Genomic DNA, 21,427 nt, shown 5'->3' with positions numbered 1-21,427 from the left:
ACTTCCAGACTCACTCAACCACGAGGTGACTACAATGAAACTCTCGAAACTGAAACTGCTTCCGGCCGCAGCGGCACTGGCCATGCTGTGCGCCGCCGGTAGCGCACAGGCGGGTGCCTACGGCTATGCCTACAACAACATCTACGGCCTGCAGATCGCCGCCGCCACGGGTTCCATCACCGCCCTGAACAGCACCACGATCTCGCGCGCCACGGCTACCCTGAATGGCGTCAGCGTCATCAATGGCGGCCCCGGCCTGCTCGACTCGCCCCGCGCCGCCGTCGGCGCCGTGACCAAGGGCGAGAATAATTTCACACAACAAGGTGCCGCGGGCAACTACTCGCGCGGCGATGCGCAGATCGTCAGCACGCAGTTCCCCTCGTTCCCGCCCGGCTCCACCTCCACGCAAGCGGTGAACGTGGCCGAGGCCCACCTGGACGGTCCTTCCGGCACGGCCGATGCATCCGGGCGCAACGGCTCGACCACGGGCTTCTCCGTCAACTTCGTCGTCGGTTCGCCCACGGCAACGCTGAGCTTTGACTTCTTCTCGTCGCCATTCATGCAAGTCTTTCTGCAAAGCACAGTGGGCCAGCTTTCCACCGCGACGGCCAACCTGGTGATGACCATCACCATCACCGACTCGACCGGCGCGACCGTCTTCAACTGGACACCCGATGGCGTCATCGGCTCCGGCATCTTCGGTGGCACGGAATCGGCCGATGCGGCCAACCTGAACACAGGTTTGGCGACTAACTTCCTGACGCGCGGCAACCTGTTTACGTATGACCCCACCGGTTGCGGCACGCCCACGGGCACGGGCGTGGGCACGGCTTGCGGCGGCCACTTCGCCTCCGTCAGCAATGCTCTCGCGACTGGCAATTACACCCTGACCCTGAATGCGGTGGAAAGCGTGGATCTGGTGAAACAGCAAGCGACACCGGAACCGGGCACCCTGGCCTTGCTGGGGCTGGGTCTGGCTGGCCTCGGCTATGCCCGCCGCCGCAAAGTTGCCGCCTGACCAGGCAACAGGGGGGCTTCACAGGCGAGGGCGTGTCCTCGCCTTTTTTATGTGGCAAGCCTGTCGGTTTTCCTTACAACGCGGCCGACCAGGAGATGAGGATTTTCATGACTACCTTTTTATGCACCCGGCTGCCAACGGCCCTGCTGGCCTTGCTGTTGCTGGCCAGCAGCGGCACTGCCAGCGCCGCCGCCTACGGCTATTCGTACACCAGTGTCTTTGGCCTGGTCATCAGCAATCCCTCCGGCTCCACCACCTTGCTCAGCAACATCGACCTGTCGCGCACCACCGCCACGCTCAATGGCAGCAGCATCATCAATGGCGGCAGCAACGAAATCGATGCGCCACAAGCGAAACGCGGCGCCGTGAGCAAGGGAGAAAACGACTTTACCCGGCAAGGCATGGGCAATGCCTCGTATGCGCGCGGCGAGGCGCAAATCGTCACCTCGCAAATCCCCCCCTTTCCACCGGGCTCGACCAGCACGCATACCGTGAATGCGGCGGAAACCTTCCTGACGGGCACCGGCAGCGCCGACGCCTCCGGACGCAATGGTTCCAGCACCGCGATGACCGTCAATTTCGTCGTCGGCCAACCGGGCGCAACCATGGCCTTCGATTTCCAGGCCCTGCCCTTCATGCAACTGTATCTGGACGCGCTGGCCGGCACGGGCTCGGCGGCCACGACGAATATGGCGATGACATTTACCATCATCGATGAAAATGGCCAGATCGTCTTCAACTGGGCGCCCGACGGCAAGCTCGGCTCCGGCATCCTGGGCGGCACCGAACTGGCCGATGCCGCCAACCTCAATACCGGCTACGCGCAAACGCCGCTCACCAGCGGCAGCGTGTTCACCTACGATCCCAGTGGCTGCGGCGCGCCCACGGGCACCGGCATCGGCACGACGTGCGGCGGGCAGTACGGCGCCGTCACGGACCACCTGGTGGCGGGCAACTACACCCTGGTGTTGAACCTGCTGAACAGTTCCGAACTGGTCTACGTGCCGACCACCACGCCGATGCCGCTGCCGGGCACCTTGCCGCTGCTGGCGGCCGGCCTGGGCATGCTGGCCCTGGCGCGCCGGCTGCACTCTTGATGCACGCGGCTGCGGCTCATTGCCCGGGGGACGGCGCGACGAGCAAGTCTTGCAGCGGACGGCGCAGCGAGCGCGCACTGGCCGCCGGCCCGGCGCCTATGCGCCCGAGAAACACGGCCCGGTCAAACGCCGCCTCCCCCAGCACGGCCTGGCATTGCGCAGCCAGCTCCTGCGCCAGCTCCTGCATGCCATCGGTACGCGAAAAACTGCGCCGTTCGCGCACATAGCGGGCAAAGATCAGCGGCGTCAGTTCCGGCTGCAATTGCAGGCCCAGTTGCGTGGCCGTCAGCCAGAAGCGCTGCATGGCGCGGCCGGCCGCCACGTAATCGTCGATGTGGCGCGGTGGCGCCTCGGCCAGCAGCACGAAATGCGCGGCGCAATACAGGCCAGGCAGCAAGTCCATCTGCAGGCGCGGCGCGACGGTGCCCGCCAGCCAGGTATTGAAAAAATCCACGCGGCGCCAGCTGTGCATGACCCAGCGCATCAGGCGCGCCGTCATCGGATCGACGCCGAGCGCCTGCTCCGGGATGCGGTCGCTGCTGTAGCGCGCGCCCCATTCGATGACGTCGCGGTGCACCTTGTGCGCCTCGGGCATGGTCAGGCGCAGCTTCGCATTGTCGAACATCAGGCGCGCGCAGGCCAGGCGCGCGCGCCCGCCTTCGAACCACTGCACGCCGTAACCGGGCGGCAAGCTGGCCGCCAGCGCTGCCTTTTCGCTGGCGCGCAAGTGGCGCGTGCTGAGCCGGCGCCGCTGCACGCTGCGCTGCGGCAAGAAGGCCGCCAGCGGATCGGGCAGCATGCCAGGGCTGTCGAGCAGGTGCACGTCAAACGTGGGCAAGGTGTCGGGCAGGGACAGACGCCGGCGCGCTTCCATGTGCAGACCATGGCTGCTGGCCGCCAGTGCCATGCTTTCGAGCAAGGCACCGAGCGACAGCTGGCTGGGATGGCCGTCGAGGTCGTACACGCAATGGCTACGCGTATCGAAGCCATGCACGACCACGTGGCGCGGGTCCACGACTTCAAAGCGCCACGGCTGCGTGTTGTCGCCGCTGGGCGCCCAGCGCGCCTGCTCGAGAATGTTTTCCAGCACGGGATCGATCTGCAAAGTTTGCCCCATTCATTTCCCCTGGGCGGCGCGGCGCCGCTTGATGATGGCCATCGTCAGGCGCTGCAGCGGATGACGGTTGCCGCCGGGACGCCAGGTATGCACGAGCTTGTTGCGGTAGGCGTCGAAATGCATGCCGTGCGGCGCCGCCATCACCTTGCCCCGCTTTAACAATATCTTCAAGGCTTCCGTGGCGGCCGCGCCCGCGCACAGCTGGCAGCCCATGATGGTCGACGGCCCGCGCCGCTCTTTCAGGTTGATGGCGGACGGGTCGACCAGGTAGGGAGCGTGCAAGCCGGCCGGCGCGAGGCCGACGAGAAAGCGCAGGGCTTTTTCTTCCTCGGGCAAGTCGCCCCAGCCAAAATAGTCTTCGAACGTCATGCCGCCCGGCATGAAGCTGAGCACGGCCGTGCCCATGCCCAGCGGCGCGGCCGTGATGGCGGGGATGCCCAGGCGCGCGCACGTGGCGAAGGTGGCCTGGCGCGCGGGAAAGGCGAAGAAATCCAGGCCGTCCACATACAGGTCGACACCGGCGAAGAATTCGGCCAGGTTGCTGTCGTGTATGCCGTCTGGAAATTGTTTAATCTCAAGTTCAGGATTGATGTCACGCGCCATCTGCGCCAGCACGGCCACCTTGGGCTGGCCCAGGGTGGACACCATGGCGCCCGCCTGACGGTTGAAATTGGCGATATCGAAGGTGTCGAAATCGGCGATGTGGAAGGCGCCGATGCCCAGCCGCGCCAGGGTCAGCAAGTGCACGCCACCCACGCCGCCCATGCCGGCGATGGCCACGCGCTTGCCGCGCAAGCTATTTTGCTCCGCCTGCGTGACCCAGCCCAAATTGCGGGCGAACGCCGCGTGATAGGAAAAACCGTCTGTCATGCTCACCTCTTCTGTGCATCCCTTACGGACGAAAAAGTTTGGACAGGTGAGCCGGGGTTAAGTTCCCCGCATGACAGAAAAAATCGCTTAGCGTGTCAGGCGCCGCGCCGCAGGCACGCTGCGCTGTAGCGCTGCCGCAGCCGGTGCCACTGCGCCCACCTTGAACACGCTGACGATCTGCGCCAGCCCTGCCGCCTGCTCGTTCATCGCCTGCGCCGCCGCCGACGCCTGCTCGACCAGGGCCGAGTTTTGCTGCGTCATGTTGTCCATCTCGACGATCGCCTGGTTGATCTGTTCGATGCCGGCGCTCTGCTCGGCGCTGGCAGAGGAAATCTCGGCCACGATATCGGTCACGTGCTGCACGCTGGAGACGACTTTTTCCATCGTCTCGCCCGCCAGCGCCACCAGTTTTTCACCGGCACCCACTTGCTCGGCGGAACTGTCGATCAATTGCTTGATTTCTTTGGCGGCCGCGGCCGAACGCTGCGCCAGATTGCGCACTTCGCTGGCCACGACAGCGAAACCACGGCCCTGCTCGCCCGCACGCGCCGCTTCCACGGCCGCATTCAGGGCCAGGATATTCGTCTGGAAAGCGATGCCGTCGATGACGGCGATGATGTCGCCGATCTTCTTCGACGAAGCATTGATGGCGCCCATGGTGTCGACCACCTGGCTCACCACGCCGCCCGCCTGCGTCGCCACTTGCGAGGCGGAAATAGCCAGCTGGTTGGCCTGGCGCGCATTGTCCGCATTCTGGCGCACGGTCGAGGTCATTTCTTCCATGGTCGAGGCCGTTTCTTCCAGCGATCCCGCCTGCTGTTCCGTGCGCGCCGACAGGTCGTGGTTGCCGGAAGCGATCTCGCCCGACGCCGTGGAAATGGATTCCGCATCGTTGCGCACCTGGCTTACCAGATGGGCCAGGTTGTCGCGCATGGCCTTGATCGCCATCAACAGACTGGAGGTATCGCCGGGACGCGTATCGATGTGCGTGGTCAGGTCGCCCTGGGCGATTTGCGCCACGATGGCTGCTGCATAGTCGGGCTCGCCACCGAGCTGGCCCAGGATGCGGCGCAGCATCAGGGCCGCCAGGGCGCCCACCACCAGCATCAGCGCGCCGCCGATGGCCAGCAGCACGCCGGCCTGGGCCCAGAACTTGTGGTTGATGTCATCGATATACGTGCCCGTGCCGATCAGCCAGTCCCACGGCGCAAATTTCACCACGGCATACATCTTCGCCACCGGATCTTTCACGCCGGGACGCGTGCCATCCGCCTGCACCAGGCCGATGCGGCTGCTGGCCAGGGCCACGCGATAGCGGTCGCCCGACTGCTTCATGTTCTTTTGCGGCGTGCCGATGCGCGCAGGATTTGGGTGTACGTACAGCAAGTCGGTGCTGAAATCGCGCACGAAATAATACATCTCGTCCTTGACGAAGCTGCCGATGGCCAGCTTGGCCTGCTGCTGCGCCTGCTCACGCGTGAGCTTGCCCGACTGTTCCAGCGCATACGCCTTTTCCACCGAGGCATTGGCCAATTCCACCAGCACCGTCAATTGCTCGACCCTTTCCGCCATCATGGTCTGGCGCAGCGAATACAGGGAAAATGAAGCGATGAGGACGATGCCCAGCAAGGTGCTGAAACACAGGAGAAGAATGCGCGAACGGAGAGTCATGGGAGCCTGGGTAAAGAATAAAATGTGGAATTATAAACAATTTCCATATGGAAATCTTTTCAGAAAAGCAAAGCGGGCGGCGCTACCAGGCTGATGCCCGGCAGGCACCGCCCGCATATGTCTTGCTGAAGTCTGGATGAAAGGTCAGGCCAAGGCTTCCTTGGCCGCCTCTTCCGGCGTCAAGCCGTCGTAGAACTGGTCGGTGAACCACTCGACCTGCTCTTCGATGTGGTCCTGCGCCTGCGCCACGGTGGCACCGCCGGCCACGAGGAAGCCTTCGACCTCGATACACCAGTTGATCAATTCCAGGGTTTCCGGATCGAGTTCTTCTTTCTTAGCCATCGTACAGTCCTTGCTTGTTAAATTGCGATCACATCAATCAGCAGCAGTTTAACAGCTTCGCCACACTGCCGCCCCTGCAGTTCAACAATGAAGCTTACTTGGCTGCAACGTTTTTGCGTTCCGGATACAGTACCACCTGTACATAATTGTGCATGTCCAGGTAACGCTGCGCGGCCAGTTTGACGGCTTGCGGCGTGAGGGCGCGCACGCGCTGCTCATAGCGCAGGATGTGCGCGGGGTCGCGTCCCTGCGTCACCGAACCCATCAACTGGTTCATCCAGTAGTTGTTTTCCCGCAAGGATTTCTGCTGGCGCGTGATCCAGTTCAGCTTGACCTTTTCCAGGTCCGCCGCAGACGGCCCGTCCGTCTTCATCCTGTTGATTTCGGCAAACGCGGCGGCGATCACCTTGTCCACGTTTTCCGGTCCCGTCGGCAAGTTCAAGGCCACGGAATAGTGGCCGTACGGATGCTGGCCCATGGACGTCTCAAAGCCGCCGCCATAGATCATGCTCATCTTTTCACGCAGCACTTCGATGACTTTCAGGTTCAGCACCTCGCCCAGCGCCTGCAGGGTCAGCTTTTGCTCGTCCGAATACGCCACGTTGCCATTGAAAGTGATGGAAATCGTGCTCTTCGGCTCGCTGCCCATGTAGATGTCCTTCTTGACGACCCCGGTCACCGGGCGCATGCCCACGTCGCGGTAGGCGTGCGGCACGTCGGCCACGGGCAAGGTGCCCAGGTAGCTGGCGATCAGCGGCTTGATCTTGTCGAGCTCGAAACTGCCCGTGAAGATGAAGGTCATGTCGCGCGCGCTGGAAAAGCGCTGGCGGAAGATGTCCAGCGAACGGTCCAGGCCCACCTTGTCGAAATCGGCCACGCGCGGCACGCCATCGACGCGCGGGTTGTCGCCAAACATGGCGTGCTGGATGGCATCGTAAAACACGGCTTCCGGCTGCGCCATGCTGTTTTTCGCCAGGTCCTGCTGCTTGCCGATGAAGGACTGGTACAGGCCCGCATCCTTGCGCACGTCATGGAAATACAGATACACCAGTTGCAGCATGGCTTCCACGTCGGCGCTGCTGGCCGAGCCGCCAAAGCCTTCGCTCAGTTCGCCTAGCGAAGCGCCCACGTTGACCGTCTTGCCGGCCAAGACTTTTTGCAAGTCCAGCGGCGCCAGGTCTTTCAGGCCCATGCTGCCGACCACGGCGCTGGCGTAGCGGGCGTTGTAGATGTCGGCATCGCCGAACAGCGACTGGCCGCCGAAGCGCGTCGAGCCCATCAGCACCTGGTCATTCTTGAAGTCCGTGGGTTTGAGCAGCACGCGCACGCCATTGCCCAGGGTCAGTTCCGTCACGCCGATGGCGCTGTTCAACTTTTCCGAGACGATGCTGCCGCCGGCCGGCGGCGCATCCATCAGCTTGCTGGCCAGCACTTTTTCCGTGCGCGGCTCGATGATTTGTTGCTCGGCTTTCGCCACGGCATCGAGCAATTGCTGCTGCGTCGGCACGCTGGCCCCCGCTTTCGGTTCGGCGCCCATGAAGACCACGAGTTTCTTTTGCTGGTCGGGAATCACCTTGGCCACCGTCTCGTTGATTTCTTGCAAGGTTACCTGCGGCAAGAGTTCCTGCGCGTACAGCAATTCATTGGCGATGCCGGGGATGGCTTCCTGCTCCAGGAAGTTGCGCGAATACTCGGCCACGAAACCGGAGGAATCGGACTTGTCGCGCTCGCTGTATGCGCGCTCGTAATTGCGCAGCATGTTCTTGCGCGCGCGGTCCAGCTCATCCTGGCTGAAACCGAAGCGGCGCGCCCGCTCATCTTCCTGCACCAGCGCATCGACGGCCGGCTGCACGCCGCCCTTGCCCAGCAAGGCATACGCGCTGAACGATTCATAACCGCGCACCAGCTTGCCCATGCTGCTGCCGCCCTGGATGAACGGCGGGTTCGCCTGCTGCGTCAATTCCTGCATGCGCGCGCTGAGCATTTGCCCGTACAGGTTCTCGATCATCTGGCGGCGGTAGTCGGCGATGGTGACGGGTTCCTGCGCGGCGCGGATCGGGTAGCGGATGAAGACCGTGTCGTCCGGCGCTTCCTTGTCCGTGATCACCAGCGCTTCCGTTTGCGAACGCTGCGGTACTTCCGCATACAGGCGCGGACGCGGTTTCGCGGGATTTTTCAGCTTGCCGAAATGCTGGCGGATCATCGCTTCAGCTTGCTTCGGCTCCACATCACCGACCACCACCACGGCCATCAGGTCGGGACGGTACCAATCCTTGTAGAAACGCTTGATGGCTTCCGGCTTGAACGTTTTCAGCACGGATTCCTTGCCAATCGGCATGCGTTCCGCATAGCGCGAACCGTTCAGCAGCTTCGGATACAGGACCTTGTTCATGCGGTCGCTGGCACCCTTGCCCAGGCGCGCCTCTTCCAGCACGATGCCGCGTTCGCTGTTGATGTCGGCCGGATTGAATTTCAAGCCATGCGCCCAGTCTTCCAGCACGAGAAAACCCTTTTCCAGGTTTTCCTTCTTGTTCGTCGGAATCGGCAGCACGTACACGGTTTCATCAAAGCTCGTGTAGGCATTCAAATCGGCGCCGAACTTCACGCCGATCGATTGCAGATAGGAAATCAGTTCATTGCGCTTGAAATGCGTGGAGCCATTGAAAGCCATGTGTTCCGTGAAATGCGCCAGGCCTTGCTGGTCATCATCTTCCAGGATGGAGCCGGCTTTCACCACCAGGCGCAATTCCACTTTCTGCGCGGGACGGGCATTTTTCTTGATGTAATAGGTCAAGCCATTCGGCAGTTTGCCGACGGTAACTTCTGGTGCCAGCGGCAGGGGATCGCTCAAACGGATTTCCGCCTGGGCCATGCAGGCGCACGCCAGCAAGACGGCGCCCGAGATCAGGCGTAATTTACTCAGCTTCATGTATTCTCAACGGTAAGATTCAGTAGGCATACCTTACACTGAAATCCTGTTTCCGCCATTAAAAACAGCTTAGGAAAAACGGCTTTTCCCAGGCAACTTTGCCGAATGACAAACTCAACAGTGTCCTGCCAGCTTTTTTCAATTGTGCTAAAGTATTGCCGCCGGTCATGTGGACCGGCACAACAATACGTCTTCGGGGCGGGGTGCGATTCCCCACCGGCGGTAAGACCGGCAACGGTCAAGCCCGCGAGCGCCTGTCAAACGTCGTTTGGCGGGGTCAGCAGATCCGGTGTGATTCCGGGGCCGACGGTATAGTCCGGATGAAAGAAGATGTGCAGTAGTGTGATGTCCCATCGCCCCGGCGATGCGGCCAGTTGCGTCTATTCGCTTGCCCTGCAGCGTTTTTCGCCTATGCGAGGAGCGTTTCACCATGTTAGTCAACAGCTATACCCTGCTTTCCAACGACCTGGAAGGTCGTATCCAATCCGCCCTGGCCGCCATGCGCGCCGGCATCCCCGTCATCCTGCTCGACGATTTCGACCGTGAAAACGAAGCCGACCTGATTCTGTCGGCCGAGAAACTCACGAACGAAACCATGGCTTTGCTGATCCGCGAATGCAGCGGCATCGTCTGCCTGTGCCTGCCGACGGACGTCGTCAGCGCGCTGGAGTTGCCGCCCATGTCGTCCGACAACGGCAGCCGCTACGGCACGCCATTCACGGTGTCCATCGAGGCGCGCGACGGCGTCACGACGGGCGTGTCGGCCGCCGACAGGGTCACCACCATCCGCGCCGCCATCGCCAAGGATGCAAAGCCAGCCGACCTGGTGCGCCCCGGCCACGTATTTCCCCTGCGCGCCGCGCCCGGTGGCGTGCTCGAGCGCCGTGGCCACACGGAAGGCTCCGTCGACCTGTCGCGCATGGCGGGCCTGAACCCGGCCGCCGTGCTGTGCGAGCTGATGAATCCGGACGGCACCATGATGCGCGGCGACGATATCGAACGTTTCGCCGAACTGCACGGCATGCCGATCCTGACCATCGAAGAACTGGTAGAATGGCGCAGCACGCGCGAACAGTAAGCCATCTTCAGGCGGCCACGGCCTTCGGCGGATGCACGTGCCGGTAGACGAGTCCCGCCGCCAGGCCATACGCGACGGCGATCGTCGCGTAGGCCAGCGGCAAGCGCAGCGACCAATCCTGCACCATGTGCAGGATGCTGCCGATCAGGGCCACGCCCACCAGGGCGCCGATTTGCCGGTTAGCATTCAAGGCCGCCGCCGCACTGTTCGCATGCTGCTTGCCGGCCACCCGCATCACGGTGGCCGTCATGGCGGGAATCACAATGCCGATGGCCACGTTCATGACGGCCGTGCCCAGCGCCAGCAGCGCAAACGGCGTACCCGGACGCAAGCCCATCAGCAACAAGGCCATGACGGCCCCCACCAGCAAGCCGGCCAGCATGGGCAAGCGCGTGCCATGACGTGCCGCAATACTTCCCGCCATGAAATTTCCTACCGTATAGGCCGCCATCATGGGCAGCAGGTGCAAGCCCGACTGCAAGGCGTCGGCGCCGCCAGACTGCTGCAGGAACAGGCTCAATAAGAACAGCTGGCCGAACACGCAGAAATTGATCAAAAAACCCACGCCGTTGGCCGCGCCAAAGCTGCTGCTGTGAAACAGTGCACGCGGCAACAGCGGATGGCTGCCGCTGCGCTCGCGCCGCAGCAGTTGCCCGGCCGACAATACCGTCAAGGCCCCCGCCGCCAGCACGCCGGGCGACAGCCAACCCAGCACAGGGCCTTCGATCAGCACGAAACTCAGGCCCGCCAGCGCCGCCACGCCCAGCGCATGGCTAAACAGCGATAAATCGCGCGGCTGGCGCGCCGGTGCGGCCAGCAGCAGCTGCGCCATGACGATGGCCAGCACGCCCAGCGGCACGTTGACCCAGAAGACGCTGCGCCAGCCGAACTGGTGCACGAGGATGCCGCCGATCAAGGGGCCGGACGCGCCGGCCACGCCCACCAGCGCCGACCAGGCGCCCAGCATGCGCGTGCGCTCTCGCTCGTCGTCAAAACTGTGCGTCAGCAAGCTCAGGGAGCTGGGCATGAACAGGGCCGCGCCGGCGCCCTGCAGCAAACGCGCCGCCGTCAGGAAGTGGCCGTCGGGCGCCGCGCCGCACAGGACCGAGCCGAGAATGAAAACGCCGAGGCCGCCCTGGTACACGGCTTTCGGCCCGTAGCGGTCGGCCAGCGCACCGCCGGCCAGCAGCAGCGCGGCAAACGTCAAGGTGTAGCCGTCGACCACCCAGACCAGGCCCGTCAGCGGTATGGCCAGGTCGAGCGCGATATCGGACAAGGCCACGTTGACGGCCGTGACGTCAAGCATGGCCATGACGAAGCCGAAGGCCAGGGTCAGCAGGATCAAGCCGCTGGCGCGGCGCGGTGTGGGGGCAGGCATGGAATTCCTTGCAGGGATAGAAGGGCAGCCATTATGCGAGCGTTGCACGATGCAGTAAACAGGCATAAAATCGGCACCTTGATGCAAAATTGCATCAGAAAACACGGACAAGGATATGGACTGGGCTCATGGATTGGGATAACGCGCGCATCTTTCTGGCCATCGGCCGGGCCGGCACCCTGCGCGGCGCGGCGGCCCTGCTGCGCATCGACCAGGCCACCTGCGGGCGCCGCCTGGCCGCGCTGGAAAGCTCGCTGGGCGCCACCCTGTTCCTGCGCACGCCGTCGGGCTACGTGCCCACGCCAGCCGGCGAGCTGGCGCTCACGGCGGCCGAAGCGATGGAACGGGCGGCCGACAAGCTGCAACGCGAGATGCAGGGCGTCGACAACCGTCTGTCCGGCCTGGTGCGCGTGGCCACCACCGACACCATGGCCAGCCATTTCGTCATCCGCGCCATGCAGCAGCTGCACGCGGCCCACCCGGACATCCGCATCGTGCTGCACGTGGCGCCGCAGCTGGCCAGCCTGACGCGGCGCGAAGCGGACCTGGCGGTGCGCGGCGTGCGTCCCACCGACCCGGACCTGATCTCGCGCCACTTGGTCAAGCGCAGCCTGGGCCTGTACGCGTCAAAAACCTACCTGGCGCAGCGGGGCGAACCCGTGCGCGGCACGGCGCTGGCCGGCCACGACATCGTCATCTACCACCATTCCGTGGCGCCCCGTCACGCGGAAAAACTGGCCGGCGAATCCGTCGCCAACGCCCGGGTCGCCATGGAAGTCAATTCGGCGGCGATGCTGCAGGAAGCCACGCGCGCGGGCCTGGGCGTGGCCGAGCTGGCCACCCACCTGGGCGACATCGACCCGCTCCTCGTGCGCATCTGGCCCGAGCGGGCGGAAAGTTACGACGTGTGGCTGGTCATGCATGCCGACCTGAACCGCTCTGCCCGCGTGCGCGCGGCGGCCGATGCCATCATCGCCAGCGTGGCGGGGCAATAGCGAGCCACCCGCGCACGGCTGGACAATCGCTTGTATCGAACGCATCCAATGTTAAGATGCCATGATGACCCTATCCGTCTCCCTCATCATCAGCCTGCGCCGCCTGCACCGGGCCACCATGGCCTGGCTGGTCAGCTGGTGGCGCATGCTACATTTCGCCATCCTCGTGTTTTCGCTGGCCCTGTCGCCATCGAGCTATAACCGCGACAACCGCCCCATCCTCGCGCACCGCCTCGTGACCAATACGGCGCCCAATCTCGTGTGGTTCAGTGTGGCCTGCGCGCTGGTCAGTCTGGTGCTGATACGCATCGTCGTCGTCAGCGCGCAAAGCTACGGCCTGTCGCGCTATGCGCTGGAAATGGTGGTGCGCGTGCTGGTGCTGGAATTGATACCGCTGACGGCCGCCCTGTTCGTTGCGCTGCGCCTGACCCTGCCCGACGGCATTGCGTTTGCGCAAATGCGCTCTTCCGGCATGCTCGATACCATGCAGCGCCAGGGTGTCGACCTGCTGCGCCGCGAGTACTTTCCACGCGTCATGTCCGGCATCTTTGCCGTGTGGATGCTGGCCATCGTCAGCTGCGTCACTTCGCTGATCCTCGCCTACATCACCATCTACGGTTTTACCCCGTGGGCGCTGCAAGGCTACACGCGCGTCGTGGGGCAGATCTTCAATCCGGCCGTGGCCCTGATCCTGATGCTCAAGGTCATCTTCTTCAGCTTTGCAGTGGCCCTGATCCCGCTGGCCTCGTCCTACTACCCGGAAGAGCCGCATGGCCGGCGCAACCGCCTGTGGGCCGCGCACGGACTGTCTGAAATGCTGCGCCTGTTTTCCGTCATCCTGCTGGTCGAAGTGGCTTCGCTGATGGGCAATTACTACTGATGCCCCGCCGCCACCGCCAGCGATCCCCGAACCATCCATACGAGAGCCAGAAGCCATGAGCCAGAGCCAGAGCCAGCCACCGAATCCCGACCAGACCGACGTCACGGCGCCCGACGCTGTCCTGCCCGCCCCGCCGCCCGTGCGCCACGCCGAATTGAAGGCGGCCATTCTGCTCGTCTTCATGTTCGTGCTGGTGGTCGGCTCCGTCGTCTACCTGATGTATGCGCGCGGCGCCTTTGAGGCAACGCAGACCCTGGTGCTGACGGCCGACGATTCCGACGGCGTCGGCGTGGGCGCCGACCTGACCTTTTCCGGCTTTCCCATCGGCCGCGTGCAGCGTATCGAACTGGCGCCGGACGGTCGCGCGCGCGTCATCATCGACGTGCCGCGAAAAGACGCGCACTGGCTGCGCACCAGCTCCATCTTCACCCTGGAACGGGGCATCGTGGGCGGCGCCAAGCTGCGCGCCTACAGCGGCATCCTGACGGACCCGCCGCTGCCCGACGATGCCACGCGCGACTTGCTGGTAGGCGACATGGCAGCGGAAATTCCCCGCCTGCTGGCCGCCGCTAAGGATTTGCTCAACAACCTGGGCAACCTGACGGGTACCGATTCCGCGCTCGACGGAACCATGCGCAATGTGCAGGCCGTGACCGGCAAGCTCAGCGGTCCGGGCGGTGCCATGGGCTTGCTGACGGGCGACGACAAACAGTCGCGCCTGCTGATCGAGCGGGCCAACGCCCTGCTGATCACGGCCGACCAGCTGGCGCGCCGCACGGATGGCCTGGTGGCCAATGCCGATACGCGCGTCTTTGGCGAAAAAGGCGTGATGACGGATGCGCAGGCGACCATCGTGCAGCTGAACGCGCTGCTGGCCGACACGCGCAACAGCCTGAAAAAAGTCGACGCCGTGCTGGTCGAGGCGCAAGCCGTGGGTGCCAATGCCAAGGCGGCCACAGCCGACCTGGGTCCGCTGCGCGCCGACGTGGAAAGCAATCTGCGCAAGGTCGAGCAACTGGTCAATGAAATCAACCGCAAATGGCCGTTCAAGCGCAATCCGGAGATCAAACTGCCATGAGAAAACGCAATGTCACCTTGTCCGCCCTGGCCGCATTGTTGTGCACCGCGTTGGCAGCCTGCTCCAGCGGCCCGCCCGTGCCGGACTGGAAAATGAATGCGCAAAGTTCCGTCGAACGTTTTCAAGCGGCCTACTTGAATGGCAACGCTCTGGTCGAGCAGACGGAATTCCGGCGCGCCCGCAGCCAGGTGGCCGGCACGGGCAAGCTTGAACTCGTGGCGCGCATCGAACTGCTGCGCTGCGCCGCGCGCGTGGCCAGCCTGGCGTTCGAGGACTGCGCCGGCTTTGACGCCCTGCAAGCTGACGCGACAGCCGCCGACCGCGCGTATGCGGCCTGGCTGGCTGGCAAGGCACAGGCGGCCGACGTCGCCCTGCTGCCGGAAACGCAGCGCGCGGCCGCCGGCGCCAGCTCCGACACGGCCGCCGCCAGCGCCGTGGCCGCCATCAAGGATCCGCTGTCGCAACTGGTGGCGGCCGGCGTGCTGCTGCGCTCGGGCCGCGCCACGCCGGCGCTGCTCGATACGGCCGTGGCCACCGCCTCGGATCAGGGCTGGCGCCGGCCGCTGCTGGCGTGGCTGGGCGTGCAGCGCCTGCGCGCCGAACAGGCGGGCGACACGCAAGCGGCGCAGCGCATCGCGCGGCGCATGGCGATCGTCGAGCAGCCGCTGGCGCCTTGAGCGCGCAGATGGCGGCCCAAGGCAGGCGGAATCAGGCATAATCGAACGAGGATGACATCAAGGCCGTGCAGGCAGCGAGGTGTGACGATGCAGTTCGAGGATTTCGACCTTTCCACTCCCGATACCGGCCGGCATGCCGGCGCGGCGCCTGGCGATGACGCGTCGGCCGCCACGGCCGTGCGCCTGCAATACCTGCTCGACAATACACCTTCCATCATCTATTGCACCGTGCCCAGCGGCGACTTCAAGATGACCTTTGTCAGCAACAATGCCCTCAACGTGCTGGGCTACCAGCCCGAGGAGATGGTTGCCGATCCCAATTTCTGGTTCGACCACATCCACCCCGACGATGCGCCCGGCATCTTTTCCAGCCTGGCGCAGATCTTCGTCGAAGGCGCGCGCGCCTACGAGTACCGCTTCCGCGTGCGCGACGGCAGCTATCTGTGGATGCACGACAGCCTGCGCCTCGTGCGCGACGATCACGGCGTGCCGTTCGAGGTGATCGGCTCGCTGACGGACATCACGGAACGCAAGGGCATGGAGGCGATGCTGCAGGCGCGCGGCGAAGAGCAGCAACTACTGATCAGCAAGTTGCAGGAAGCCCACGACCAGCTGCTGCAATCGGAAAAAATGGCCTCCATCGGCCAGCTGGCGGCCGGCATCGCGCATGAAATCAATAACCCGATCGGCTTCGTCAATTCCAACATGAGTTCGCTGCAAGGCTATGTCGGCACCCTGTTCGACGTCATCGCCCAGTATGAAGCGGCGATGGGCGAGCCGCTCGATGGCCCGGCCCTGGCCGGCAGAGTGGCCCAGGTGCGCGCGCAGGCCGACCTGGCCTTCCTGCAGGACGACATCGGCGACCTGGTGCGCGAATCGATGGATGGCCTCAAGCGCGTGCGCGACATCGTGCAGGCGCTGAAGGATTTTTCCCACGTGGGCGAGACGGACTGGCAAGTGGCCAGCCTGCATGCGGGCCTGGACAGCACCCTGAATATCGTCGCCAACGAATTGAAATACAAGGCGCGCATCGAAAAACACTATGGCGAGCTGCCGCAGATACTGTGCCTGGCCTCGCAGCTGAACCAGGTCTTCATGAACCTGCTCGTCAACGCGGGCCAGGCCATCAGCAGCGACGGCGTGATCAGCATCCGCACGGGGCACGCGGGCGACTGGGTGTGGGTGGAAATCGGCGACACGGGCGCCGGCATCGCGCCCGAGCACCTGAAGCGCATCTTCGAGCCGTTCTTCACGACCAAGGCCGTCGGCAGCGGCACGGGCCTGGGCCTGTCGCTGTCGTACGGCATCGTCAACAAGCACGGCGGACGCATCGAAGTGGCCTCGGAAGTGGGCCGCGGCACGCGCTTTACCGTGCACCTGCCCGTCACACCGCCGGCGGCCCAGCCAGCGCCCTAGCCTTCCCGCCCTAGCATTCCTTCAAGGGCGCGTACACGCGGATACTCAGGCGTCCGCCATTCTTGCCTTCGAAGTCGAGCAGCTGGCTGATCACGCGCGCCGTCAGCACGTGTTCGGCGGCCAGCAGCATCAGGCCATCGCGGCTGATCAGGTCGCGCGACAGCACCATGCCCGGCTCAAGCTGGCCCGACAGCACGGTCAGGTCGCGCGCCGGCGGCTCCGTCTCTTCCATGAGGCCGCGGAAAGCGGCCACCACGGCGGGGTCGTAGCGCTTGCCGACGCTGTCATAGATCAGGGTGCGGGCCTCGTCGGCGCGCAGGCTGCGCTGCACCATGGCGCCGATCTGCAAGCCGTCATAGTCCGACGCCAGCGCCAGGATGCGCGCGCCCATGGGAATGGCCAGGCCCACCAGGCCATCGGGAAAGCCGGCGCCGTCGAAGCGCTCGAGCTGCGAGCGCAGGATCACGGAGACGGCGCGCAATTCCTCCAGCGCCATCAGCAATTGTTCGGCGCGCAGCGGATGCTTGCGGAACGCGGCCAGCTGCTCGCCATTCCAGGCGCTGGCCGGCAATTCCAGCACGTCGTCGCTCAAGCTGAGCTTGCCTATATCCTTGAGCAGGGCCGCGATGAACACGTCGCGCGCCTCCTGCCCTTCCAGGCCCAGCGCCTGCGCCAGCTTGCGCGACAGCTCGGCCACCCTGCGCGCATGGCCGGCCAGCTTGCCGCCGCGCATCTCGATCAGGTTGGAAAACACCTTGATCGTCGTCACGAACGTGGCCTTCAGGCGTTCATTGGCCGCCTGCACCTCGTCGTGCGACAGTTTCAGCTGCTGCGTGCGCGTGGCCACCTTCGCTTCTAGGCTGGCGTTGAGCGCCTGCAGTTCCAGGTTCTGGCTGGCCGTCAGCGCTTCCAGACGCAGCTTTTCCTGCTCCAGCGCGCGCCGTTCCAGCGCGTGGCGCACCACCAGGACGATATCGTTGTCGTCCCACGGCTTGGTCACGTAGCGGTAGATTTCGCCCTGGTTGATGGCGTCGAGGATGGACTGGATGTCGGCATAGCCGGTCAGCAGCAGGCGGATGGTGCCGGGCCAGCGCTGGCGCACCTGGGCCAGGAATTGCGCGCCATCCATGTGCGGCATGCGCATGTCGGAGATGACCAGATCCACCGTCTCGCTCTCGAGCAGGGCCAGGCCGGCCGCGCCGCCGTCGGCCGTCAGCACGCGGTAGCCGTGCGGGCGGAACAGCCGGCGCAGCGACGACAGGATATTCGGTTCGTCGTCGACGCACAGGATGGTGGGCGGCGCGATGCTGGTGCTCGTATACATGCTGTCCTGTTCGGTCATGGTGCGACGGCCTGCGCCTGGCGCACGGGCAAGGTGATGCGGAAGGTGGTGCCGCGGCCGATGATGCTGCGCACGTCGATGCGGCCATGGTGTTTCTGTACCGTCGTGTAGGCCAGCGACAGGCCCAGCCCCGTGCCCTTGCCGACGGCCTTGGTGGTGAAGAACGGGTCGAAGATGCGCGACAGGTGTTCGGGCGCGATGCCGCCGCCCGTGTCCTCGACCTCGATCCACACTTCCGCCGCGTTGTCGCTGCCCGTGCGCAGGGTGATGCGTCCGCGCGCCTCGCCCATGGCGTGGGCCGCGTTGACGACCAGGTTCATGATCACCTGGTTCAGCTCGGAAGGCTGGCATTCGATATCGGGAATGTCGCCATACTCGCGCATCACGTCGGCCTTGTACTTGACTTCGTTATTCACGATATTGAGCGTGGTGTCGATGCCCTGGCGCAGGTCGGCCCAGACCCACTCCTGGTGCGCATCCGTGCGCGAAAAATCCTTCAGGTCCTGCACGATGCGGCGCACGCGCGAAATGCCTTCCTTCGACTCGCCCATCAGCATCGGTATGTCGGTGCGCAGGAAGTCCAGGTCGATCTGCTCGCGCAGCGCCCGCAGGCGCGCCGCCACCACGGGGTCGGCGACGGCCGGCTCCGCTTCCTCGTAGGCGTCGAGCATGCTGAACAGGTCATCCAGGTAGCCTTCCAGGGTGCCGACATTGGAAAACACATAGCCGATGGGATTGTTGATCTCGTGCGCCACGCCGGCGGCCAGCTGGCCGATCGAGGCCAGTTTTTCCGATTGCAGCAGCTTTTGCTGGGCCAGCGACAGCTTGCTGTTCAATTCCGTCAGGGCCAGGTTGCGCTCGCGCAATTCCAGATCGGCGATCTGGCGCTGGCGGATATCATCGGCCAGGCGCTCGTTCATTTCCGCCAGCTGGGCCGTGCGCTTGGCCACCAGGTGTTCCAGGTTGTCGTGCGCCTTGCGCAGCGCCAGTTCCGCCAGGCGCCGCTCGCTCACGTCGCGCAGGGTTTCGATGGCGCCTACCAGGCGTCCCTGGCGGTCGCGCAGGGGCGCCGCCGTGAAATGCAGCCAGTGGCCGTCGGGGCCGATATCGGCAAAGTAATCCTCGGCTTCGTAGGCGCCGGGAATCACGGGAGAGCGCTTCAGCTTGCCAAGGTAGAGTTCATTTTCGCCGAACGCGATATCGTCGGCCACCAGCAGATCGGCCAGGCAGGCGCGCGGCTGCGGATAAAACGCCTTCCAGTGGTCGCGCGTGCCGACCATCTCGGCGGCCGTAAAGCCCAGCAACTGTTCGCAGGCGCTGTTCCAGTGCGTTACCACGTGGTCCGTGTCGATGGCGAAGGTGGCCACGGGATGTCCATCGAAAAACGCCGACAGCGCGATGGAATCTCCCTGGCGGCGTTCCGGCGTGGCGGGCAATGCCTTTCCTGCATCGGTTTCCATGGACTCTATCCTGTTCATGCCAGCATGATCCGCGACATTTCATCGAAGGTGTGTTCCGTTTGCCCCAGCAGCGCCAGCCAGGCCGGCTCGTCCAGGGCGACGCTGCGCCAGCCCGCGGGCGACAGGGGCGGCACCAGCGCATCGTCGATGTTGGCCAGGTCGAGCGCCAGGGCGACGGCATTGGCCAGGTGCACGGCCAGCGGCAAGCCGCCTGCGTCCAGGCGGTCGATGGCGTGGTGGTCGGCCACCGCCTGCTGTATCGCCTCGGGAAACTTCCAGTAGGCGGCCAGGGCGCTGCCCACCTGCGCGTGATCGATGCCGATGACGGCCAGTTCCGCCTCGGCCATCTGGCAGTCATGCGCCTGGCGGTGGCTGCGCACGAGCGCGTGCTCGGCCGGGAAGCGCGTCACCAGCACCAGGGTGCCCAGGTCGTGCAGCAGACCCGCCGTGAATGCCGTCTCGGGATTGACGCGCAAGTGCGGCGCCAGCAGGCGCGCGGCGATGGCCGTGGCCAGCGAATGGCGCCAGAACGCCTGGAAATCGAAGCCGCCGCTGACGGGTGCAAAGCTGCTCGTCAGGGCGCAGGCCGTGACGACGGTGCGGATGCTGTGAAAACCCAGCACGGAAACGGCTTGCGGAATGCTGGTGACCTTCGATTGCATGCCGTAGAACGAGGAGTTGGCGATGCGCAAGGTCTTTGCCGCCAGGGCCTGGTCCAGTTCGATCTTTTGCGCCAGCACATGCACGTCCGTGTCATCCTGGTCCATACTCGACAGCAGCTCCAGCACCACCACGGGCAGCGAAGGCAGTTCCTGTATCTGGCGGATGATGTGTTCAAAGCTGAGGCGTGTCATGCGGCGCCCCCTTGCCGGTAGCGCTGCAGCAGCGCCAGCAGTTCCGCCCCGGCGGAATCGGGCGGCGTGGCGCGGAACAGCACGGCCAGCCGTTCCAGGTGGCGCAAGCGTTCCTGCTCGGCATGCGCCTGCGCGGCGGGATCCGGCGCCTCGTCCATGACGACGTGGCAGCGCTCCACATTGCGCCTGCGCAAGGCCGTCAGGTTCGCCGCCGTCAGGGTGGCGCCCTGTGCCAGCAGCACGGCGCCGCTGGCGTCGTTCAACGCCTGGGCCAGCACCATGCCTTCCTGCGCCTGCTCCATGGAAATCTCGCGTCCACTTTCGCTCATGCTTTCACTCATTTACCCACTCCATGACGACTCAGGGTAACCAGGCTGCCGCGCGAGCGCGAATGCAGACCCATCGGATGGACTGCCACGACATACGGCTGGCCGTCGATGGCGGCCAGGCGGGGCGTGTCCTGCCCGTCGAACAGTTGCGGCAAGACGATCGCCGCCTCGTTGCCCAGCAGGGCCGCGCCCCGTTCGAACAGGTTGGCCGCCGCCGTATTGATGAAGGCGATCATGCCTTCGTCGTCGAGCCCGATCACGGGCAGCGGCAGGAATTGCAATACTTCGCGCGCGATGCCCAGGCTGACTTCATCGCGGTTGATCTGATGCTGCTGCTGGCGCACCAGCGCCTGCATGGCGGCATTGGCTGCCGCCAGCGCCTGGTTGGCGTCGCGCAACTGCGCATTGAGGCGCACATTGTCGTCGTCGATGCCCTTCAGGCGAAAGGCTTCGGCGATATGCTCGCGCAGCTGATGGTCTTCCCAGGGCTTGGTGAGGAATTTGAAGATGGCACCCTCGTTGACGGCGTCCGTGACGGCCTGCAACTCGGTATAGCCCGACAGCATGATGCGGATGGTTTGCGGGCACAGCAGCTTGGCCTTGCGCAGGAAGTCGGCGCCCAGCATGCCGGGCATGCGCTGGTCCGACACGATCACGTCGACGACATGGCTGGCCAGCACGTCCAGCCCTTCCTGGCCGCTGCCGGCCGTCAGGATATGGTAGCCGTCGCGCCGCAGCAGGCGCTTGAGGGAAGCGAGGATATTCGGCTCGTCATCGACCAGCAGCAAGGTGCGCGGGGGCGCCGCAGGCACCGCCGTCCCTGGCACACCATGCTCGTCGTGCACATCCATCGGACCATCCTCTCATCGCCATGGCGATATCGGAGCTTGCCTGGA

The 21,427-nt window shown here is 64.5% G+C and carries 19 protein-coding genes and 1 riboswitch; of the genes, 8 read left to right on the top strand and 11 right to left on the bottom strand.

The genetic code is table 11. From position 1 onward, the window contains the following. Positions 1-34: 34 nt before the first annotated feature. Together SJI03_RS20010 and SJI03_RS20005 are read left to right on the top strand one after the other, a co-directional pair. Positions 35-1,018: an EDSAP-1 family PEP-CTERM protein gene (locus SJI03_RS20010; RefSeq protein ID WP_099378388.1), complete on the top strand. Its 984-nt coding sequence runs from the start codon at positions 35-37 to the stop codon at positions 1,016-1,018. 107 nt (positions 1,019-1,125) lie between these two features. Beyond that, on the top strand, positions 1,126-2,115 hold the full coding sequence (locus SJI03_RS20005) for an EDSAP-1 family PEP-CTERM protein (RefSeq protein ID WP_322428335.1): 990 nt from the start codon (positions 1,126-1,128) through the stop codon (positions 2,113-2,115). Positions 2,116-2,131: 16 nt separating this feature from the next. Here SJI03_RS20005 and SJI03_RS20000 read toward each other — a convergent pair whose 3' ends face one another. The 5 genes from SJI03_RS20000 to SJI03_RS19980 all read right to left on the bottom strand — a co-directional run bounded on the left by SJI03_RS20000 (position 2,132) and on the right by SJI03_RS19980 (position 9,044). Continuing rightward, positions 2,132-3,232, bottom strand: coding sequence for a nitroreductase family protein (locus tag SJI03_RS20000; RefSeq protein ID WP_322428334.1), 1,101 nt, complete (start codon positions 3,230-3,232; stop codon positions 2,132-2,134). Continuing rightward, a complete protein-coding gene (locus SJI03_RS19995; RefSeq protein ID WP_099378385.1) occupies positions 3,233-4,102 on the bottom strand; it encodes a ThiF family adenylyltransferase in 870 nt (289 codons plus the stop codon). Positions 4,103-4,189: 87 nt separating this feature from the next. Continuing rightward, positions 4,190-5,773 (bottom strand): methyl-accepting chemotaxis protein, encoded by a 1,584-nt coding sequence (locus SJI03_RS19990; RefSeq protein WP_322428333.1) that lies wholly within the window; start codon positions 5,771-5,773, stop codon positions 4,190-4,192. Between the two features lie 144 nt (positions 5,774-5,917). Beyond that, on the bottom strand, positions 5,918-6,115 hold the full coding sequence (locus tag SJI03_RS19985; RefSeq protein WP_010399555.1) for a hypothetical protein: 198 nt from the start codon (positions 6,113-6,115) through the stop codon (positions 5,918-5,920). A gap of 94 nt (positions 6,116-6,209) precedes the next feature. Beyond that, on the bottom strand, positions 6,210-9,044 hold the full coding sequence (locus SJI03_RS19980) for an insulinase family protein (RefSeq protein ID WP_322428332.1): 2,835 nt from the start codon (positions 9,042-9,044) through the stop codon (positions 6,210-6,212). A 185-nt stretch (positions 9,045-9,229) separates the two neighbouring features. Then, a riboswitch (FMN riboswitch) is annotated at positions 9,230-9,380 on the top strand. Between the two features lie 94 nt (positions 9,381-9,474). Here SJI03_RS19980 and ribB point away from each other — a divergent pair. Continuing rightward, positions 9,475-10,122, top strand: coding sequence for a 3,4-dihydroxy-2-butanone-4-phosphate synthase (gene ribB, locus SJI03_RS19975; RefSeq protein ID WP_071322882.1), 648 nt, complete (start codon positions 9,475-9,477; stop codon positions 10,120-10,122). A 7-nt stretch (positions 10,123-10,129) separates the two neighbouring features. Here ribB and SJI03_RS19970 read toward each other — a convergent pair whose 3' ends face one another. After that, positions 10,130-11,500 (bottom strand): MFS transporter, encoded by a 1,371-nt coding sequence (locus SJI03_RS19970; protein WP_322428331.1) that lies wholly within the window; start codon positions 11,498-11,500, stop codon positions 10,130-10,132. A gap of 128 nt (positions 11,501-11,628) precedes the next feature. Here SJI03_RS19970 and SJI03_RS19965 point away from each other — a divergent pair, with 128 nt between their 5' ends. From SJI03_RS19965 to SJI03_RS19945, 5 genes are all read left to right on the top strand, one after another. Continuing rightward, complete coding sequence (locus SJI03_RS19965; RefSeq protein WP_322428330.1) at positions 11,629-12,495, top strand: LysR family transcriptional regulator; 867 nt, start codon at positions 11,629-11,631, stop codon at positions 12,493-12,495. A 64-nt stretch (positions 12,496-12,559) separates the two neighbouring features. Continuing rightward, positions 12,560-13,375: an MlaE family ABC transporter permease gene (locus SJI03_RS19960; protein ID WP_035827750.1), complete on the top strand. Its 816-nt coding sequence runs from the start codon at positions 12,560-12,562 to the stop codon at positions 13,373-13,375. Between the two features lie 55 nt (positions 13,376-13,430). Then, the gene (locus SJI03_RS19955) at positions 13,431-14,453 is read left to right on the top strand and encodes an MlaD family protein (protein ID WP_099378380.1); all 1,023 of its coding nucleotides are present in this window, start codon (positions 13,431-13,433) and stop codon (positions 14,451-14,453) included. Further along, positions 14,450-15,130: a hypothetical protein gene (locus SJI03_RS19950; RefSeq protein WP_322428329.1), complete on the top strand. Its 681-nt coding sequence runs from the start codon at positions 14,450-14,452 to the stop codon at positions 15,128-15,130. The genes SJI03_RS19955 and SJI03_RS19950 overlap by 4 nt, the downstream gene beginning before the upstream one ends. A gap of 87 nt (positions 15,131-15,217) precedes the next feature. Beyond that, positions 15,218-16,546, top strand: a complete 1,329-nt coding sequence (locus tag SJI03_RS19945; protein WP_322428354.1) for an ATP-binding protein — start codon at positions 15,218-15,220, stop codon at positions 16,544-16,546. Between the two features lie 10 nt (positions 16,547-16,556). On the opposite strand, the gene SJI03_RS19940 is transcribed toward SJI03_RS19945, so the two are convergent. Genes SJI03_RS19940 through SJI03_RS19920 form a run of 5 tightly spaced genes read right to left on the bottom strand, consistent with a single transcriptional unit; the run spans position 16,557 to position 21,382 of the window. Beyond that, on the bottom strand, positions 16,557-17,888 hold the full coding sequence (locus SJI03_RS19940; RefSeq protein WP_322428328.1) for an HD domain-containing phosphohydrolase: 1,332 nt from the start codon (positions 17,886-17,888) through the stop codon (positions 16,557-16,559). Then, positions 17,885-19,348 (bottom strand): ATP-binding protein, encoded by a 1,464-nt coding sequence (locus SJI03_RS19935; RefSeq protein ID WP_322428327.1) that lies wholly within the window; start codon positions 19,346-19,348, stop codon positions 17,885-17,887. The genes SJI03_RS19940 and SJI03_RS19935 overlap by 4 nt, the downstream gene beginning before the upstream one ends. A 14-nt stretch (positions 19,349-19,362) precedes the next feature. Beyond that, on the bottom strand, positions 19,363-20,202 hold the full coding sequence (locus tag SJI03_RS19930) for an HDOD domain-containing protein (protein WP_099378375.1): 840 nt from the start codon (positions 20,200-20,202) through the stop codon (positions 19,363-19,365). After that, entirely contained in the window at positions 20,199-20,531 is a 333-nt protein-coding gene (locus tag SJI03_RS19925; RefSeq protein WP_158301213.1) for a hypothetical protein, read from the bottom strand. Before SJI03_RS19925 ends, SJI03_RS19930 begins: the two co-directional genes overlap by 4 nt. An 8-nt stretch (positions 20,532-20,539) precedes the next feature. Beyond that, a complete protein-coding gene (locus SJI03_RS19920; protein WP_099378373.1) occupies positions 20,540-21,382 on the bottom strand; it encodes a response regulator in 843 nt (280 codons plus the stop codon). Between the last annotated feature and the right edge of the window lie 45 nt (positions 21,383-21,427).

This window comes from Janthinobacterium sp. GMG1, assembly GCF_034427795.1.
Taxonomy (GTDB): Bacteria; Pseudomonadota; Gammaproteobacteria; order Burkholderiales; family Burkholderiaceae_D; genus Janthinobacterium.
The sequence above is the reverse complement of the archived record's forward strand: the minus strand, read 5'-3'. Positions and strand labels throughout refer to the sequence as shown.

Excerpts from the sequence above, each read along its gene's own strand:
- SJI03_RS19950 (WP_322428329.1), top strand. The coding sequence starts at position 14,450 with ATGAGAAAACGCAATGTCACCTTGTCCGCCCTGGCCGCATTGTTGTGC.
- SJI03_RS19995 (WP_099378385.1), bottom strand. The coding sequence starts at position 4,102 with ATGACAGACGGTTTTTCCTATCACGCGGCGTTCGCCCGCAATTTGGGC.
- SJI03_RS19970 (WP_322428331.1), bottom strand. The coding sequence starts at position 11,500 with ATGCCTGCCCCCACACCGCGCCGCGCCAGCGGCTTGATCCTGCTGACC.
- SJI03_RS19945 (WP_322428354.1), top strand. The coding sequence starts at position 15,218 with ATGCAGTTCGAGGATTTCGACCTTTCCACTCCCGATACCGGCCGGCAT.
- SJI03_RS19990 (WP_322428333.1), bottom strand. The coding sequence starts at position 5,773 with ATGACTCTCCGTTCGCGCATTCTTCTCCTGTGTTTCAGCACCTTGCTG.
- SJI03_RS19940 (WP_322428328.1), bottom strand. The coding sequence starts at position 17,888 with ATGACCGAACAGGACAGCATGTATACGAGCACCAGCATCGCGCCGCCC.
- SJI03_RS20005 (WP_322428335.1), top strand. The coding sequence starts at position 1,126 with ATGACTACCTTTTTATGCACCCGGCTGCCAACGGCCCTGCTGGCCTTG.
- SJI03_RS20000 (WP_322428334.1), bottom strand. The coding sequence starts at position 3,232 with ATGGGGCAAACTTTGCAGATCGATCCCGTGCTGGAAAACATTCTCGAG.
- SJI03_RS19920 (WP_099378373.1), bottom strand. The coding sequence starts at position 21,382 with ATGGATGTGCACGACGAGCATGGTGTGCCAGGGACGGCGGTGCCTGCG.
- SJI03_RS20010 (WP_099378388.1), top strand. The coding sequence starts at position 35 with ATGAAACTCTCGAAACTGAAACTGCTTCCGGCCGCAGCGGCACTGGCC.
- SJI03_RS19925 (WP_158301213.1), bottom strand. The coding sequence starts at position 20,531 with ATGAGCGAAAGTGGACGCGAGATTTCCATGGAGCAGGCGCAGGAAGGC.
- SJI03_RS19935 (WP_322428327.1), bottom strand. The coding sequence starts at position 19,348 with ATGGAAACCGATGCAGGAAAGGCATTGCCCGCCACGCCGGAACGCCGC.
- SJI03_RS19930 (WP_099378375.1), bottom strand. The coding sequence starts at position 20,202 with ATGACACGCCTCAGCTTTGAACACATCATCCGCCAGATACAGGAACTG.
- SJI03_RS19960 (WP_035827750.1), top strand. The coding sequence starts at position 12,560 with ATGACCCTATCCGTCTCCCTCATCATCAGCCTGCGCCGCCTGCACCGG.
- SJI03_RS19965 (WP_322428330.1), top strand. The coding sequence starts at position 11,629 with ATGGATTGGGATAACGCGCGCATCTTTCTGGCCATCGGCCGGGCCGGC.
- SJI03_RS19980 (WP_322428332.1), bottom strand. The coding sequence starts at position 9,044 with ATGAAGCTGAGTAAATTACGCCTGATCTCGGGCGCCGTCTTGCTGGCG.
- ribB (WP_071322882.1), top strand. The coding sequence starts at position 9,475 with ATGTTAGTCAACAGCTATACCCTGCTTTCCAACGACCTGGAAGGTCGT.
- SJI03_RS19985 (WP_010399555.1), bottom strand. The coding sequence starts at position 6,115 with ATGGCTAAGAAAGAAGAACTCGATCCGGAAACCCTGGAATTGATCAAC.
- SJI03_RS19955 (WP_099378380.1), top strand. The coding sequence starts at position 13,431 with ATGAGCCAGAGCCAGAGCCAGCCACCGAATCCCGACCAGACCGACGTC.